Genomic DNA, 16,445 nt, shown 5'->3' on the forward strand with positions numbered 1-16,445 from the left:
CTGACCGCGCCTAAGCGCACGGAGCGACTCTGTGCTGTCCGACATGGGGCATGCGTGCCCCGAAGTAGGCTGCACTGCCCACGCCAACCGCCCCCATCACCGCACTGAACATCACGCAGATCCACGGACTCCACGGCATCAGACCGATCAACAACAGCGGTGTGACACTCGCCCACGCGGCGTAGGCAATGTTGTAGGTGAACGAGATGCCCGAGACGCGAATCCGCGCCGGGAACAGGCTGACCATCACCGATGGCACCGCGCCTACCACCCCACAGGACAGCCCTGCCACGGCGTATGCCAGGCCGATCCAGTCGCCGCCCATGATCAGGCAGGCATACAGCACGCCGATGCCCAGCGGCAGCAGCAGGCTATAGAGCATCACCGTGCGCCAGGCACCGATGCGGTCGACCAGCAGCCCGGCGAGCACGCAGCCGATGTTCAGGAACACGATACCCAGTGCGCTCAAGGCGAAGGTATGGCTGGCGGTCATGCCAAAGGTTTTCTGCATCATGGTCGGGGTGATGACCACGAACACCACCACGGCCGAGGTCAGCACACAGGTGAGAATCATCGCCGGCAAAATGGCCAGGCGATGCTCGCGCAAGACCGTGCGCAGCGGCAGTTCGCCGGCCGCCTCGCGTTGCGCCTGCATGGCCATGAACACCGGGGTTTCGCTGAGCCAGCGACGCAGCCAGACGCCAATCACCCCAAACACGCCGCCCAGCAGGAAGGGGTAACGCCAGGCGTAATCGAGGATTTCCGTTGTGCTGAACGCCTGCGCCAGGAAGGTCGCGGTCAATGCGCCGATCAAATAACCGAAGGTCAGCCCCGCCTGCAAGAAACCCAGGGCGTAGCCGCGATGGGCGATGGGTGCGTGCTCGGCGACAAATACCCAGGCACTGGGCACCTCACCGCCCACCGCCGCGCCCTGGAGGATGCGCAGGGCCAACAGCAACAAGGGTGCCAAATAGCCGATTTGCGCGTAGGTCGGCATGATCCCGATCAGCAGGCAGGGCAACGCCATCATCAGGATGCTCAGGCTGAAGACTTTCTTGCGCCCCAGACGGTCGGCGAAGTGTGCCATCAGGATGCCCCCCAGCGGTCGCGCCAGGTAACCGGTGACGAAAATCCCGAAGCTTTGCAGCAGGCGCAGCCACTCGGGCATTTCCGGCGGGAAGAACAACTGGCTGAGGGTCAGGGCGAAAAACACGAAGATGATGAAATCGTAGATTTCCAGCGCCCCGCCGAGAGCGGCAAGCCCCAGGGTCTTGTAGTCCGAGCGGCTGAACGGCGCCGGGAGCGAATCGGTGTTGGCAGTCATGTAAAGAACTCTGGCACAGGCAAAAACCAAGGCGCCCATGGTCTACGCAAACGCACCGGCGGACAACCTGTTAGACCAAAGTCCCATAGCCACGAAACAGCTCCGCAAAAATCCTCGGCTTGAATTAATGTTGGCGTCTGTCCAGACGGGCGGTTACTGCCCCGAAGACCACGACAAATATAAAAATCCGAGGTACCCCCCGTGGCCGCTGATATCGAAGATAGCCGCTCTGCCCGATTTGCCCTGCGCTGCTCAAGTTTTGCCGAACGCTGGTTCCCCGACTCCTGGGTGTTTGCTGCCCTGGCGGTGATTATCGTGGCCCTGGCCACCATGGCGATGGGTGCCAAGCCCACCGATGCCGCGATGGCGTTCGGCGATGGTTTCTGGAGCCTGATACCCTTCACCATGCAGATGGCCTTCGTGGTGATCGGCGGTTATGTGGTCGCCAGTTCGCCGCCAGCGGTCAAACTGATCGACCGACTGGCAAAACTCCCGAAAAACGGCCGCTCCGCCGTGGCCTGGGTCGCGCTGATCTCGATGGTCGCCTCGTTGCTGAACTGGGGCCTGTCCCTGGTGTTCGGCGGACTGCTGGTGCGCGCCCTGGCCCGCCGTACCGATCTGAAAATGGACTACCGCGCCGCCGGTGCCGCCGCGTACCTGGGTCTTGGTGCCGTGTGGGCATTGGGCCTGTCGTCATCGGCCGCACAATTGCAGGCCAATCCGGCGAGCCTGCCGCCGTCGATTCTGTCGATCACCGGGGTGATTCCGTTCACGCAGACGATCTTTCTCTGGCAGTCCGGCGTGATGTTGCTGGCCTTGATCGTCATCTCTCTGATCATTGCCTACGCCACCGCCCCTGGCCCGAACTCGGCGCGTGACGCCAAGGCATGCGGCGTTGACCCGAGCTTCAACCTGCCGCCGCTGCAACCACGCACCCGCCCCGGCGAATGGCTGGAATACAGCCCGCTGCTGATGATCCTGCTGGTGCTGCTGGCCGGTGGCTGGCTGTTCCATGAGTTCTCGACCAAGCCGGCCATCAGCGCGATTTCCGGGCTGAACACCTACAACTTCCTGTTCATCATGCTGGGCGCCCTGCTGCACTGGCGCCCGCGCAGCTTTCTGGATGCCGTGTCCCGCGCAGTGCCGACCACCACCGGCGTGTTGATCCAGTTCCCACTGTACGGCTCGATCGCCGCCCTGATGACCACGGTCAAAGGCGCCGATGCGCAGACCCTGGCGCACCACATCTCGACCTTTTTCGTCAGCATTGCCTCCCACGACACCTATGCCCTGTTGATGGGCGTGTACTCGGCGATCCTCGGTTTCTTCATTCCGTCCGGTGGCGGCAAGTGGATCATCGAAGCACCGTACGTGATGCAGGTGGCCAATGACCTGAACTATCACCTGGGTTGGGCGGTACAGATCTACAACGCCGCCGAAGCCTTGCCGAACCTGATCAACCCGTTCTACATGCTGCCGTTGCTGGGCGTACTGGGGTTGAAGGCGCGGGACCTGATCGGCTTCTCGTTCGTACAGTTGCTGGTGCACACGCCGCTGGTGCTGCTGCTACTCTGGGTGTTGGGGACGACGCTGGCCTATACGCCGCCGGTGATGCCATAGCCTGAATTTACAACCTACGAAAATACATGTGGGAGCGGGCTTGCTCGCGAAGGCGGTGTGTCAATCAACGTGGAGGTCGATTGATCCAATGCATTCGCGAGCAAGCCCGCTCCCACATTTGAAATGTGCCACCAGCGGTTTCAGTATGTAGCACCCACGCTAATGGGAAACCACGCTGAAAAGGATCTGAGCATGCTAAAACTCGCAGGACTCACCCTCGCGGCCCTCACCCTGAGTGCCGCTGCCCACGCCGATGTCGCCCTGAAACTGGGCACTACCGAACGCGTTACCCGCCTCTTCGCCTACCCCAACAATTGCAACGTGATCTGCTTTCGCAACTGGACGCTTGAGCAAACCGTAGAGCACTACCTGACCCAGAGCGTGCAACGCGATGGCTACGGCGACGCCAAGGTTCTGGTCAAAACCGACAATGGTCAGCTCTACGCTGAAATCAGCGGCGTACCCAACGGCTATGAAAAGCCCCTGGCCGCGCTACTCGACGCCGGCGACCTGGCCTACAACGGCGCCAGTAAACTGAATGCCGATGGCAAGTGGGCGTACAGCTGGTATCTGTTCCTGCCGCTGGGCATGGCCCTGGAAAACCGCAAAAGCATCGAACTGCTGCACTTTCCGCCAGACTATTCGCTGACCCAGGCCCAGGATTACCTGAGGTCCGCCACCACGGATCGCTGGGCCACCCTGCTGACCGCCAACGGCATTCCGGCCGGGCAGACGCCGGGCTACCAGACAATCATCGACATCGCTCCGATTGCCGCGCCGTCCAACGCGGGCAAGGACCTCGAAGGCGTCTACGGCTACTTCAAGGATTACCAGACCACCATGGTCAAGGAAGTCAGCCTGAACGCCAGCGGCGCAGCCCTGCCGATGGTCGCCTTCGGCTCGCCGGTGCGTAACTGGATCAAAGAGCAGTACGGGCAGACGGTGAACGTGTTGAGCCTGGCCCAGATCTCCCCGGACAACGGCGTGAAGGTCCCCGTGTTGGGCTCCAACCACCCGAGCTACATTTGGTATGCCGCCGATCCGGCAAGCTATACCGGCAGTGACGCCCAGGCCAAGGCCGATGCGGCCGGCCTGAAAGTCATGGGCCAGGACTTGAGTGCTGCGTGCTGGCAGGCCGCCATGGGCCGCCAACCGGACAGCAATCCGGACGTTGAGCTCAATACCTGCAGGCAAACCTGGCAAGTGGCCCAGAAAGAAAAAACCTGCGAGCTGTTCTACACCTCGATCCGCAACCTGTCGCCCCAACAGGCTGTGGGTAAATGCGCGACAGCTTCAATCGTGTCCCAGCTCAAGCAACTCAAGGCCCCAGCGCCAGCCGCGGCAAAACCTGCTCCGCCGTTGTAATCCGATGAACGGCGGTCAAATCTGTCACTTATGACAGTAGACCGCCCGTAGTATCTGCGAGAGGCTTGGGCTGAACTCATGTGCTGCTGTGCTGACAGGACCGTCGGCGCAAGGAAGTCGCAGCACCCAGCAGACAGGGATCGTTATGAAAGCTAATGCCTCTCAACGAAAACGCCCACAACCGCCGCAAGGTATTTACCCCTTTTCGGAGCTGCCCGTTCGCCTGGGATTTCCTTCCCTGGCCGACTTCGAAATCATTGAAAACGCCAAGGGCGAAGCCACGGCTGTTGCCGCACGGCGCGAATTCCCGCGAATCACTCGTCTCTGCCGGGCGTCGGGGCACTTGCTGCCCTATCGCTGCCGGCATACCCGCCAGCTCGCCCCGGGTGTGCACGTCTACGACCCGCGCTTCTGCGGACTTTTGCGACACTCCTGCGACCCCAATATCTTTCTGGATTTGAGCGAGTTGTGGTTATGGGCGTTGAAGGACATCAGCAAGGGGGACTGGCTGACCATGGACTTAGCCGCCAGCGAAGACAAACTGCAACGCCAGTTTGCCTGCCATTGCGGCTCATACGAGTGCCGTGGCTGGATTACCGGCTACGATGAAGAGCCGAACGCCAACGGCCAGCTGTATTTACAACAGTGGCGTCGGCGAAGTCGGTATTGAAGGGTTTCACAGAGGTTCGAACGGACGCAGGCGGTACTGCGGCGGCAACTGCTCGAAACCACTGATGGTCGCATTCAGGCTCTTCCAGCGGCCGTCCTTGATGCCGTAGATGCAGCCGTGGATCGACAGGCTCTGCCCACGGTGCCAGGCGTTTTGCACAATGCTGGTATGCCCGACGTTGGCCACCTGCTGGATCACGTTGAGTTCGCAGAGGCGGTCGACGCGCTCCTCTTCAGTGGCGTATTTGGCCAGTTCTTCGCGTTTTTCATAATAGAGATCGCGAATCGAACGCAGCCAGCCGTCGATCAGGCCGAACTGGCGATCCTGCATCGAAGCACGCACACCGCCGCAGCCATAATGGCCGGTGACGAGAATGTGTTTGACCTTGAGTACATCGACCGCGTACTGAATCACCGACAGGCAGTTCAGGTCCGTGTGCAGCACGACGTTGGCCACATTACGGTGTACGAACAGATCGCCCGGCAGCATGCCGACGATTTCGTTGGCCGGCACCCGGGCGTCGGAACAACCGATCCACAGGAACTCAGGGGTCTGTTGGCGGGCCAGCTTGGCGAAGAAGTCAGGATCTTCCTCCTTGATCGCAGCGGCCCAACGCTCGTTGTTATCAATCAGATCTTGTAATTCGTTCATGCTTTGAAGCCTCAAGAATGATGCGCAGCTTTGACTGACAACCGTCCGTCGGGGTCACGCGCGAAATGCAGATACTCTCCTGATCCGGAACACGGGGCTCCATGCCGGTGGAATTCTCGGAAGCCAAGTGGGTCAACCGTAGTAAGGCCTACAGTATGAGGAATTACCATGAATGATTCACGACGTCCGTACGATGCGGTGCAACCGGAACCCGTCGATGACAACGAAGACCGCATGGGCTCGGTGCGCGAGCTGGATTTCGATGAAGAAGAGCCCGGCGCCAGAATCGGTGACGAACTGCCGGAAAGGGAGCGCGAGCAACTGATGCCTCATCGGCGAGGACGTGAAGCGGGCCTGACCGGAGCCTCGACCGGTGACCATCAACCTACCGACGACGATCTGAGCCCGGAAACCCTGATCCGCGAAGACGGCGCCCGGGATGCCCATGAGGCGGGCAATGACAGGCGTGCGGATTGGGACCTGAGCATCGTCGATGAGGATGATATCGGCGGAGGCGATGGCCTGGATGAGGCGGAACTGGCGCGGTGCGATCCGATGGACGGCAAGCGCTGATTTTTTAGTGCCTGTTCAGCCGCCTTCGCGAGCAAGTCGAATCGTCGCACCGCCGCTCCCACAGGGGAATGCATTCCAAATGTGGGAGCGGGCTTGCTCCGGTCGGCGATCCGACGAAGCGTTCAAGCTCAATCCACCAAAGTACAAGCCATGACCACCGCATCTTCGCGCCCGCCCACCGCCGGGTAGTAATCCCGACGCCGACCGATCTCATTGAAGCCGTAACGTTCATACAACTTGAACGCCGCGGTATTGCTGTCGCGCACTTCCAGGAAGCACTCCCGGGCGTCGGCCTTGTAGGCGATCGACATCAAATGCTCAAGCAATGTCAGCCCCAGGCCACGGCCCTGGTTCTCCGGCTTGACCGTAATGTTCAGCAGGTGCGCCTCGTCGAGGATGATCTGCACCACACCGTGGCCGACCTGTTGCTGACCTTCGAACATCAGCCAGATCTGATACTTGCCCAGGCCATCGAGGAAAATCCCGCGGGTCCAGGGATGGCTATAGGCCGCGTACTCGATTTTCAGCACGGTTTCCAGGTCCGCCTCGGTCATCGGGCGAAACGATACAGCGTCACTCATTCGATTCTTTCCAGCGCGCCATCAGCCGACGCATGGCTTGCCAGACATCAGCCTTACGCTGTGGCTCTTCCATTAATAATTCCAGGCCCGGCACCGCCCAGGCCGAGCCCAGGCCTTCGATCTGCAATTCGCGATTGAACGCCTCGGCATCCGCCTCACCGGCAAATCGCACCGCGGGCAGGCCGATCAGCCACAAGCAGGCGCAGGGCGTTTCTTCCATGCGCACCGAGAGAAAACCTTGCACGAAGTCGCGGGCCGCTTCCGGGCCCTGATCCATCGTGCCACGCACCAACAGAGGCCAACGCACCGGCTCACCGACGATCTGCGGGCTGTCCGGCAGACCGGCGGCGCGCAGCATGTCCTTGAGCAGCAGGTAGGCAGGATCGCGAGTCTGGAAGGATTCGCCTGTGGGTAACTCCACCAGCAGCAGGCAACGCCCGGCCCGTAGCAATTGCAGGGCGAAACGCGGGGGCGGCACGACCGGCGCCTTGACCACGACCGGTGCCTCTTCGGCCTCTTCCACCGGTTTGGCCCCGGTGCGGGTGCTGGCCAACGATGGTCGCGGTACCTCGACCTTCGCCCGTTCGGCCGGCTTGACCACAGACGCCACGGGCGTCTGAGCCACAACAGCGGGCACGACAGGCGCGACCACCACCGGCTCGGGGATCTCCAGCAACTCGGGCCGCGACGGCGCGGCAAAGGGCAATTCGGTGCGCGGCAGCCAATTGACCACCTGCATGGCGGCCAGATAAGCGCGACGACGGGACTCGATAAGCAAAGGTCGGCCACTTGTGGATAACTAAAGTGCGCTGATTCTACCGCCGTTCGCTCAAGATCGCCCGCAGTTGATCGATGCTCTTTACCGAAAAGAAGGCGACAGTCTGTCCCGAGATTGAATCGCATTGCCCCCGATGCAGTACAATCGCGGCTTTTAACCGCCAACCAGCCGGCCATTCCGATGATCGAACCCAAGCGCGTCTTGCGCGCCCTCGCTGAACACTGGGCACTTCTGGAGCCACTGTGCGAGCACTTCGACCAAGGCACACTGAGCCTGAACGAACTGCGCACGCAACTGGCCGCCCAGCAACTCGACAGTACGCCGCAGGACATCACCAGCCTGCTGGATGTGTGGATTCGCCTCGATATCCTGGTTCCCGTGGCCAAAAGCCCGAACCGTTTCGAGCTCAACGCGCAGATTCACGACTTCCTCGCCTACCTGCGCCGCGAACACCGCCTGGGCCTGTGCCTGGAAATCGAAGCCTACCTGCGCCACCTCGAGCGTCTGGCCGGTTATATCCAGGACGCCTTCGAGATTCGCGATGGCAACGACCTGGCCCGCCAGTTGCGCCTGCTCGACATGCGGGTTCGCGATGTACTGAAAAAACTCGATAACGATGAACAGGCACTGGTGGCCGTCGCCGAACGGGCGAAAACCAGCGACCGGCAGATTCCGTTGCGCCAGCGTTACGCTGAAGTACTGGCGACCTGGGACGAATACGTCGAGCCGATGATTGATCTGGTGAACGCCGATGGCGCCTTCGAACAAGGCGTGCGCAAGGTCGAAACCGTGCTGCTGAAGATGCTCAGCGAACAGCAGCGCCTCGGCCACCTGGTCGACGACGACATGTTGCTGCGCACCCACGCGCGCATCCTCGAAATGCAGACCAGCGCCCAATTGACCCTGCGTCACGCCCGCGAACTGCTGCTGCCGCTGCGTGAAGAAGCGCGCCGGCACAACGCCGTGACCCGTGGCGCCGCATTGGCCCTGTCGATGATCCGTCGCAAAGGCCTCGACGCCGTACCGCAAGCGGCCATGCCGATGTTCACTCGCCCACAGAGCACCTTCCTCGGCAGTGCCAGTCAGGTCGAAGCCTACGTTTACGCCCTGGCCCGTTTCGAACCGAAACCGGCGCGCTTCCCAAAGGCCCACAAGACCCAGAAAGGCGAAGCGCCACGGGCGCCACGCACCGTTCGGGAAATGCTCGAACGCTGCGAAGACGCCTTGCCGATGCCGGACTTGATGACCTGGCTGCTGGAGCAGGAACCGGACGGCGCCACCGACGAGCTGCTGTACTGGTTCTCGCGCCTGTCGCGGGAAAAACGCTTCAAGCGCGAGCGTCTGGAACGTCGCCAATACCATACTCACGAGCACCAGGTCAGCCTGCGCTCCTTCGCCCTGCTCTCGGTCAGCGACACCGCCGCCGAGAATTCTGCGAGCACTCCTTATGCATCTTGATCTATCCGAACTGTCCCATCTGGCACCGATCTTTCGCGAGCTGTTCAAGGGTTATCACGTCAGTCGCCGCGATCCGGAGCTGTACGCACAGTTGTCGAACTTTCAGGACCAATACCGCACGCTGTTCAAGGCCCTGGGCTTTGAACTGGTCTGCGACACCCGCGGTTTCTACTACTTCGTGCCAGACCTCGCTGCCGCCGCGGTGAACAAGACCGCCCAGCGCCTGGCGCTGTTCACCTTCATCCTCGTCGAGCACCTGGCCGACCAGGGCCGCGACCCGATCTCCGTGCTCGACGGCGGCAGCCTCGGTCGCGACGAACTGCCGTCGCTGCTGGAAAAGTACCGCGACCTGTTCATCCAGGCCGAAGTGCAGACCCAGGACGAACTGGAAGAAAAGATCATGCGCCGCATGACCCAGCTCGGCTTTGCCAGCGAAGAAAACGGCATCTACCGTTTCCTGCCGCCGATGCACCGCTTCCTCGATGTGTGCCTGTCGGTGCAGCAGGACCGCGACCTGGCCGCCAGCCTGCACAGCGTCCTGCCGTTGCCGGTGCCAGTGCTGATCGACGAAGACAGCGACGAAAAACTGCTGCAGACCGATGATCCGCTCGACCTCGCGGAGTTTGAAGACGAAAGCGAAGAAGACGCCCTGGCCCGGGCCATTGCCGAAGAACAGGAGCTCGACGCATGAGCAAGGAACGTTACGGCATCCGCCGCTTTGCCCTTTTGAACACCGCCGGCTACAGCCTCGGCCTGTTCCCGCTGGAAGAGCCGCTGTCGGTCTACGGCGCGAACAACCTCGGTAAGTCCGCCTCGATCAACGCCCTGCAGTTCCCGATTCTGGCGCGCATGTCGGACATGAGCTTCGGCAAGTACAGCCTGGAGCAGTCCCGGCGCTTCTACTTCGCCTCAGACACCAGTTACATTCTGGTGGAAGTGAACCTGCCCCACGGCCCCCACGTGATCGGTGTGGTCGGCCGCGGCCCGGGCGGTGGTTTCGGCCACCAGTTCTTTGCCTATGCCGGCAAGCTGGACCTGGCCCACTACCAGAAAAACGACACCTGCCTGCGCCAGAAAGAGCTGTTCACCAACCTTGAGCGCGAAGGCCTGAAAGCCTACGAGCTCAAGCCGGACGAACTGCGCCGTTTGCTGGTCGGTGGCCACACCTCGATTCCGCTGGATCTGACGCTGATTCCATTGCGTTCCACCAGCGAGCAGAGCCTGAAGACCTTCCGTGCCCTGTTCATCAACCTGCTGCACATGCGCGAAATCACTGCGGCCAAGCTCAAGCAGCTGTTCCTCGATGCCTTCGAGCACAGCCTGCGTTCCGGTAGCGTCGATTACATCGCCGCGTGCGAAGAAGCGTTCCGCGATGTACGACGCATGGAGCAGGACTACAACTCGCTGGTCGCCGCCGGCCCGTTGGTCGAAGCCCTGGCCAACGGCGTGAAGCAACGCGACATCCTGCGCGGCAAGCTGCACCGCATCTCGCCCCTGCTCGATTCGCTGCTGGGCACCTGGTCGGACTACGCCAGTGCGCGCAAGGAAGAGCTGACCATTCAGGCCGAGCATTACCGCAACGAGCAGGACGTCCTGCAAAACGACCAGCGCGGTGGTACTCAGGAACTGATGCGTCTGGAGCGGGAAATCACCGGCATCCAGCGCTGGCTCGGCGAATTGTCGGTGCTCAAGCATCGCTTTGCCCTGGTCGATGACGTCAAGGTGCTGGAGCAGCAACTGCTGGCCGCCAAGGACGCTCACGATGAACTGGCCGGTGCGCTGGCGCAGTCCCGACAGTTCAGCGCCGAGGATCTGGAAGAGCGTCTGCGGGATCTGGAAAAACGCCTGAAGTCGGTCAAGCAGCAACTCGATCACGCCGACAACAACAGCTACGCCCGCCTTCGCGAAGAATTCTCGCAGCAAGACGTCGAGCGTCTGATGCGCCTGTTCAACAGCGCGTTGTTCAGCCTGCCATTGGGCGAACACGGCATCACCCTCGACGAGAACGGCGACTGGGTGAAATCCGTGGAGCTGATCCTCGACGGCTTCAAAGGCGAACGCTTCGAAGTGCCGGGCCTGTCCATCGACATCTCCCACATCGAGCCGCCGGCCTTGCAGGCTCTGGCTGACCGCGCGGCCCTGCGCGACCAGAAAGAACGCCTGGACAAAGAACTCAAGCAACTGAAGACCCAGCAGGCCGTGGCAGCCGACCGCGCCGCGAGCAAGACCCAGACCGAAGCCCTGTACCAGCAAGTGCTGGATGCGCAGAAAGCCCTGGAAGATTTCCGCCGCGCGCAGACCCTGAGCGCCGAGGAAGGCGACAAGCTGGAACAGCTTGGACAACTGGAGGCGGCCCAAGACGAATTGAAGCGTTCCAGCGACGCCTTTACCGAGCGTGTCCAGCAACTGTCGGCCAAGCTGCAACTGGTCGGCCGCCAGATCGGTGACATGGAAGCCAAGCAACGCACCCTCGACGACGCCCTGCGCCGCCGTCAGCTGTTGCCGGCGGACCTGCCGTTCGGCACGCCGTTCATGGACCCGATCGACGATTCCATGGACAACCTGCTGCCGCTGCTCAACGACTATCAGGACAGCTGGCAAGGCCTGCTGCGGGCCAATGGCCAGATCGAAGCGCTGTACGCTCAGGTGCGCCTCAAGGGCGTGGCCAAGTTCGACAGCGAAGACGATATGGAGCGGCGCCTGCAACTGCTGATCAACGCCTATGCGCACCGTACCGACGAAGCCCTGACCCTTGGTAAGGCTCGCCGCGCTGCCGTGACGGACATCGCCCGGACCCTGCGCAACATCCGCAGCGACTACGACAGCCTCGAACACCAACTGGCACTTTTCAACCGCGAGATCAACAAACGTCAGGTCTCCAACCTGCAAAGCTTCCGCATCGTGCTCGCGCCGAACAAGGAAGCGCTCAAGCACATCGACCAGATCATCCACAGCGCCGGTCAGTATGAAGAAGGCGAAACCCTGTCGGTCTTCGACCTCAGCCAAAGCGCCGAGCAGGACAACAAGAACGAAGAGGCCAAGGAATACCTGGCGCGGCTGGTGGCGGCCAACCACAATCAGCTCGGCCTCAAGGACTTGTTCGAACTGGCGTTCGAGATCACCAAGGTCAACGGCCAGCCGGTGATCCACACCGACATCGACGGCGCCGCTTCCAACGGCACCACCATGACCATCAAGGCGCTGACCAACATGTACTTGTTGCTGCACTTGATGGACCGTGACCAGGCCGGTCGCGTGCGTCTGCCGTACTACCTCGACGAGGCGGCGGACATCGATGAGAAGAACCAGGCCGCCTTGCTGGAAACCAGCCTGCAACTGGGATTCGTGCCGATCCTGGCCAGCGTGAAGCCGCAGGTCTGCGCCAGTGTCGCCATCGATCTGGAAGGCGGCAGCGGCCCGGCCGGTATCTACATCGACGAGGCGGACTGGAAGTACATCCGTCGTCACGACCAGGTCAAGGCAACGGTCAACGAACAAGCGGATGAACCGGAGCTGGATGCGGTCTGAGGCTTGAATCGAAGGCAATAAAAAAGGCCGCGATCCATTGGGTCGCGGCCTTTTTCATAGGTGTGTCATTTAGCCTTGCAGTGAACTTCAGGGCCTCTTCGCGGGCAAGCCCGCTCCCACATTTGATCGCATTTCTTCAGGAACAACGCTGTTTCCTGTGGGAGCGGGCTTGCCCGCGAAGGCGTCATCACTGACGCCACATAACCCCCAGACTATTTACCCAGAGAAATCTTCGGCGCCCAGCCCAGCCACTCCTCTTCAAACTTGTCGAACAGCGCGAACGTCTGCTCCGGTCGCGCCGGGCTGCCCATGCGCTCGCCATCCGGCGTGGCAAAGGCGACACCGCCCTGAATCATCGTTTCCAGGGATTCAGTACGCACCGTTGCGCCTTTGAACAGACCGACATCGAAGTCGAAACCACTGGTGTTCCAGAACCGTGTACCGCTGCGTACCAGTGGCGCGTACTTCGGCTCGATCAGGATATGGATCAGGACGCGATCAGCGGTCTGGCCCAGTTCATAACCGGTCACCTTGCCCACGGTGATTTCGCGATACGTCACTGGCACACCAGCTTTCAGCGAACCACGACGGGCCGCGCTCAGCACCAGACTCAATCCCGCTTCCTGCTTTGCAGTTTCGGGAGCCGCGGCCAAAGCGACAAAGTTCTTCTGCGGTCCCAGGTTCTTCGGCGCTGGTTGCACCTCGATGTATTGCCCGGTCACCAGGGTTTCGAGGTTGGATGTCTTGATCAGGCCCAGTTCAGGCTTGACCACCCAGAACTGACTGCCGACCCGGGCAATGCGCTCCGGCACTTCGGTAATCCGCGCGGTCAGCAACACCGATTGCAGGTCGTCGCTCAGGTCAACGTCCTCGATCTTGCCGACGTCCAGGCCCTTGAAGCGAATCGGCGTGCCGGTACGCAAACCATCGGCGCGGTCTACCCTGATGCTGATCACCTCGCCCTTTTGCGTGGCGTCGTCATGGCTGGCGAACAAGCGGAAACGTGGAATGCGCTTTCGTAGCGGCGCCTTGGCTTCCGGAGTTTCAAACGCAATACCACCGGCCATCAAGCTTTGCAGCGATTCACTCTTGACTTGAACCCCACCGGTCAGTCCGCCCGTGAGCGTGATACCGCTGGCATTCCAGAAGCGTGTCGAGGCGTTGACCAGATCCTCGTATTCCTTCTCGATGTGCACGCCGATGATCAACTGCTTTTTGGTGCGCGAGAACTGATAGCTCTGTACCGAACCGACCTTGACCTGCTTGTAGAGAACCGGACTGCCGACTTCCAGCGAGCCGAGATTTTCCGTGAACAACACCAAATGCAGACCAGGTGCACGCAGATCCAGCGGCGGCGCCTTGGCCCGAGCCACAAACTCTCGTTGTGGTGCAGAGCCCTTGTCGCCAGGCCGCACAGCGATGTAGTTGCCTTTGACCAACGCCTCAAGGCCGGTAATCCCCGCCAAGGAAATCGACGGTTTGACCACCCAGAATTGGGTGCCTTCGACCAGGTAATCCTCGGCCAACGGGTCCATCGTCAATTCGGCGGTGGCCCCGGACAGATCAGGATCGACCTTCAGCGCCTTGAGATTGCCGACCTGAATGCCTTTGTACATCACCGGCGTACGTCCAGCCTGCAAGCCTTCGAAGTCGCTGAGCTTGACCTTGACCCTGATGCCGGCCGCCGCTGCATCGAAGTCTTCATAGAGCCTGAACGGCAGGCTCGGGTCGGTAGGCGGGCTGTCCTTGCGGTTTTCCGGGGTGGCGAACGCAATACCACCGGCGACGATGCTGGCCAGGGATTCACTGCGCACCTTCACACCCGACAGATTGGCATCGATGCTGATGCCACTGGCGTTCCAGAATCGTGTGTGTTTGCGTACCAGTTTGGCGTAGGTTGGCTCGATGAAAACCTTGAGCTCAACGGTGCTCTGGTCTTCGGAGAGCACGTAGCTCTTGATCTGCCCCACCTTGATCTGTTTGTAGAACACCGGGCTGCCGCGGTTTAGCGAGCCGAGGCGATCAGCCTTGATGGTCAAGTGCAGACCGGGCTGGGCATCGGAGAGTGGCGGTTCCTGGGCCAGGGCCTTGAACTTGCGGACCGGTTCACCCTCGCCCGGACTGATCGCAACGTAGTTGCCCGAAACAAGTGTCTCAAGACCCGTGATACCGGCCAGCGTCACGCTCGGCTTGACCAGCCAGAAACGTGTGCTGGTGCGCAGGTACTGTTCCACATCCTTGTTCATTTCGATGCTGGCGATCACACCTTTGGAACTGCCTTCGTCATCGAGCTTGAGGCTTTTGACCTTGCCGACCGACATGCCTTTATAGACAACTTCGGTCTTGTTGGCCTGAATGCCCTCGCCGCTTTCAAAGCGCACCTGAATCTGGATACCGGTCTCGTTATAGGCACGCCAGCCGAGCCAGCCGCCGATGATCAAGGCGATCAGGGGCAACACCCAAATGGCAGACCAGTTCGAAGCCGGTCGGGTTTTCGCTACAGGCAAATCAGTCATGGTCGTCGTCCGACTCCGTGTTATCCCAAATCAGTCGGGGATCAAAAGTTACCGCGGCAAGCATCGTCAGAATCACCACCGTGGCGAAAGCGATGGCGCCAAGATTGGCTTCGATGCTGGCAAGCCGCCCAAAATTCACGACCGCCACGAGAATGGCGATCACAAAGATATCGAGCATCGACCAGCGGCCGATGAATTCAATGAAACGGTACATCCAGATACGCTGGCGAGCCGAAAGGGGCTGACGGCGCTGCACGGAAAACAGCAGCAGGGCGATGCCCACCAGCTTGAACGTGGGCACCACGATACTGGCGATAAACACCACGGCCGCAATGGGGAACATGCCGTAGTGCACCAACTCGATCACACCGGCCATGATCGTGCTGGGCGCGCCTTTGCCCAGGGAGTTCACGGTCATGATCGGCAACAAATTGGCCGGTATGTAAAGAATGGCAGCGGTAATCAGCAATGCCCAGGTTCGCACCAGGCTATTCGGGCTGCGGGCATGCACCAGCGCTCCGCAGCGCGTACAGACTTGCTCATCGGTATCAGCTTCCTGCCTGTTCAATTCATGACATTCCTTGCAAATCAGAATGCCTGCATCAATCGCCCGCATGGGCATCTTCTCCTGATAACGCTTGCCAGATCTGGTGAGGCGACATTACGACCTCCAACCAGACTTGAATCAGCAACAAACCAATGAAGCACGCCAGGCCGAGGCCTACGGTGATGGCTGCCATATCTGCCAGCTTTACGATCGCCACCAGTACGCCCATGAAGTAAACCTCGAGCATCCCCCATTCGCGTATATGGTGATAAATGCGATAGAGCAACAAGCCGTAGCTGCGTCCGACATCGAAACGGATACTCAACAATACGACCAGTTGGCACAGCAGTTTGAGCAGCGGGATCCCCATGCTGCACAGGAACACAATCACTGAAACGCTTTGCATGCCCGTGTCAAAAAGGGCGACAACGCCGCTCCAGACCGTGTCTTGCGAAGATTGGCCGAGTAGATGGAGCTGCATGATGGGTAAAAAGTTCGCCGGAATAAACAACAACAAGGCGGCGATGACCAGGGCGAGACTGCGCTGTACGACGTTGTACCGATTGGCATAAAGCTCGTAGCCACAGCGCGGGCACAGGGCTTTTTCGCCATGGGCGAGTTCTGGCTTACGCATGAGCAAGTCGCACTCATGACAGGCAACCAGATTTTCTAGTGGTAGTTCTGACAGCCCTTGGGCGTCAACCGGCTCCGGCATAAGCGCTCTGACTCTGAAAAAGTTGGACCTATTCTAGTGTCCCGGGACAAAAATAACTGCGCCAATTTGTGCTTGATTGGTCGTGCTTTTTCTACGCCAAAAACAAAACCCCAACTGCT

The 16,445-nt window shown here is 60.5% G+C and carries 14 protein-coding genes; 7 read left to right on the top strand and 7 right to left on the bottom strand.

Annotated elements, in window-relative coordinates; genetic code table 11:
- Positions 1–10: 10 nt before the first annotated feature.
- Positions 11–1,324 (bottom strand): MFS transporter, encoded by a 1,314-nt coding sequence (locus tag PMI34_RS24915; protein ID WP_008046109.1) that lies wholly within the window; start codon positions 1,322–1,324, stop codon positions 11–13.
- Between the two features lie 201 nt (positions 1,325–1,525).
- Between PMI34_RS24915 and PMI34_RS24910 the strand changes: the two genes are divergently transcribed.
- From PMI34_RS24910 to PMI34_RS24900, 3 genes are all read left to right on the top strand, one after another.
- Positions 1,526–2,944 carry a short-chain fatty acid transporter gene (locus PMI34_RS24910; protein ID WP_008046111.1) on the top strand — a complete coding sequence of 473 codons (1,419 nt, stop codon included), beginning with the start codon at positions 1,526–1,528 and terminating at the stop codon, positions 2,942–2,944.
- Positions 2,945–3,136: 192 nt separating this feature from the next.
- Positions 3,137–4,309, top strand: a complete 1,173-nt coding sequence (locus PMI34_RS24905; protein ID WP_008046113.1) for a hypothetical protein — start codon at positions 3,137–3,139, stop codon at positions 4,307–4,309.
- Between the two features lie 145 nt (positions 4,310–4,454).
- A complete protein-coding gene (locus PMI34_RS24900; RefSeq protein WP_008046118.1) occupies positions 4,455–4,979 on the top strand; it encodes a hypothetical protein in 525 nt (174 codons plus the stop codon).
- Positions 4,980–4,985: 6 nt separating this feature from the next.
- Here PMI34_RS24900 and can read toward each other — a convergent pair whose 3' ends face one another.
- Positions 4,986–5,630: a carbonate dehydratase gene (gene can, locus PMI34_RS24895; RefSeq protein ID WP_008046121.1), complete on the bottom strand. Its 645-nt coding sequence runs from the start codon at positions 5,628–5,630 to the stop codon at positions 4,986–4,988.
- A gap of 168 nt (positions 5,631–5,798) precedes the next feature.
- Here can and PMI34_RS24890 point away from each other — a divergent pair, with 168 nt between their 5' ends.
- Positions 5,799–6,203, top strand: coding sequence for a hypothetical protein (locus PMI34_RS24890; RefSeq protein ID WP_008046122.1), 405 nt, complete (start codon positions 5,799–5,801; stop codon positions 6,201–6,203).
- Between the two features lie 128 nt (positions 6,204–6,331).
- Here PMI34_RS24890 and rimI read toward each other — a convergent pair whose 3' ends face one another.
- Together rimI and PMI34_RS24880 are read right to left on the bottom strand one after the other, a co-directional pair.
- Positions 6,332–6,784 carry a ribosomal protein S18-alanine N-acetyltransferase gene (gene rimI / locus PMI34_RS24885; RefSeq protein WP_007978046.1) on the bottom strand — a complete coding sequence of 151 codons (453 nt, stop codon included), beginning with the start codon at positions 6,782–6,784 and terminating at the stop codon, positions 6,332–6,334.
- Positions 6,777–7,523 carry a hypothetical protein gene (locus tag PMI34_RS24880; RefSeq protein WP_008046123.1) on the bottom strand — a complete coding sequence of 249 codons (747 nt, stop codon included), beginning with the start codon at positions 7,521–7,523 and terminating at the stop codon, positions 6,777–6,779. Before PMI34_RS24880 ends, rimI begins: the two co-directional genes overlap by 8 nt.
- A gap of 219 nt (positions 7,524–7,742) precedes the next feature.
- Here PMI34_RS24880 and mksB point away from each other — a divergent pair, with 219 nt between their 5' ends.
- The 3 genes from mksB to mksF are packed head-to-tail and all read left to right on the top strand — an operon-like array spanning position 7,743 to position 12,548.
- Positions 7,743–9,020 carry an Mks condensin complex protein MksB gene (gene mksB, locus PMI34_RS24875; protein WP_008046124.1) on the top strand — a complete coding sequence of 426 codons (1,278 nt, stop codon included), beginning with the start codon at positions 7,743–7,745 and terminating at the stop codon, positions 9,018–9,020.
- Positions 9,010–9,711, top strand: a complete 702-nt coding sequence (mksE, locus tag PMI34_RS24870; RefSeq protein WP_008046126.1) for an Mks condensin complex protein MksE — start codon at positions 9,010–9,012, stop codon at positions 9,709–9,711. The genes mksB and mksE overlap by 11 nt, the downstream gene beginning before the upstream one ends.
- Positions 9,708–12,548: an Mks condensin complex protein MksF gene (gene mksF / locus PMI34_RS24865; protein WP_008046128.1), complete on the top strand. Its 2,841-nt coding sequence runs from the start codon at positions 9,708–9,710 to the stop codon at positions 12,546–12,548. The genes mksE and mksF overlap by 4 nt, the downstream gene beginning before the upstream one ends.
- Positions 12,549–12,760: 212 nt before the next feature.
- Here the strand turns inward: mksF and PMI34_RS24860 are convergent, their stop codons facing one another.
- Genes PMI34_RS24860 through PMI34_RS24850 form a run of 3 tightly spaced genes read right to left on the bottom strand, consistent with a single transcriptional unit; the run spans position 12,761 to position 16,326 of the window.
- Positions 12,761–15,064 (bottom strand): PqiB family protein, encoded by a 2,304-nt coding sequence (locus PMI34_RS24860; protein WP_008046129.1) that lies wholly within the window; start codon positions 15,062–15,064, stop codon positions 12,761–12,763.
- Complete coding sequence (locus tag PMI34_RS24855) at positions 15,057–15,680, bottom strand: paraquat-inducible protein A (RefSeq protein WP_008046130.1); 624 nt, start codon at positions 15,678–15,680, stop codon at positions 15,057–15,059. Before PMI34_RS24855 ends, PMI34_RS24860 begins: the two co-directional genes overlap by 8 nt.
- Complete coding sequence (locus PMI34_RS24850; RefSeq protein WP_008046131.1) at positions 15,667–16,326, bottom strand: paraquat-inducible protein A; 660 nt, start codon at positions 16,324–16,326, stop codon at positions 15,667–15,669. The genes PMI34_RS24855 and PMI34_RS24850 overlap by 14 nt, the downstream gene beginning before the upstream one ends.
- Between the last annotated feature and the right edge of the window lie 119 nt (positions 16,327–16,445).

It is taken from the genome of Pseudomonas sp. GM74, from assembly GCF_000282455.1.
In the GTDB taxonomy this organism is placed as follows: domain Bacteria; phylum Pseudomonadota; class Gammaproteobacteria; order Pseudomonadales; family Pseudomonadaceae; genus Aquipseudomonas.

Coding starts and splice junctions, on each gene's coding strand:
- PMI34_RS24915 (WP_008046109.1), bottom strand. CDS start 1,324: ATGACTGCCAACACCGATTCGCTCCCGGCGCCGTTCAGCCGCTCGGAC.
- PMI34_RS24905 (WP_008046113.1), top strand. CDS start 3,137: ATGCTAAAACTCGCAGGACTCACCCTCGCGGCCCTCACCCTGAGTGCC.
- PMI34_RS24900 (WP_008046118.1), top strand. CDS start 4,455: ATGAAAGCTAATGCCTCTCAACGAAAACGCCCACAACCGCCGCAAGGT.
- can (WP_008046121.1), bottom strand. CDS start 5,630: ATGAACGAATTACAAGATCTGATTGATAACAACGAGCGTTGGGCCGCT.
- PMI34_RS24890 (WP_008046122.1), top strand. CDS start 5,799: ATGAATGATTCACGACGTCCGTACGATGCGGTGCAACCGGAACCCGTC.
- rimI (WP_007978046.1), bottom strand. CDS start 6,784: ATGAGTGACGCTGTATCGTTTCGCCCGATGACCGAGGCGGACCTGGAA.
- PMI34_RS24880 (WP_008046123.1), bottom strand. CDS start 7,523: ATGCAGGTGGTCAATTGGCTGCCGCGCACCGAATTGCCCTTTGCCGCG.
- mksB (WP_008046124.1), top strand. CDS start 7,743: ATGATCGAACCCAAGCGCGTCTTGCGCGCCCTCGCTGAACACTGGGCA.
- mksE (WP_008046126.1), top strand. CDS start 9,010: ATGCATCTTGATCTATCCGAACTGTCCCATCTGGCACCGATCTTTCGC.
- mksF (WP_008046128.1), top strand. CDS start 9,708: ATGAGCAAGGAACGTTACGGCATCCGCCGCTTTGCCCTTTTGAACACC.
- PMI34_RS24860 (WP_008046129.1), bottom strand. CDS start 15,064: ATGACTGATTTGCCTGTAGCGAAAACCCGACCGGCTTCGAACTGGTCT.
- PMI34_RS24855 (WP_008046130.1), bottom strand. CDS start 15,680: ATGCGGGCGATTGATGCAGGCATTCTGATTTGCAAGGAATGTCATGAA.
- PMI34_RS24850 (WP_008046131.1), bottom strand. CDS start 16,326: ATGCCGGAGCCGGTTGACGCCCAAGGGCTGTCAGAACTACCACTAGAA.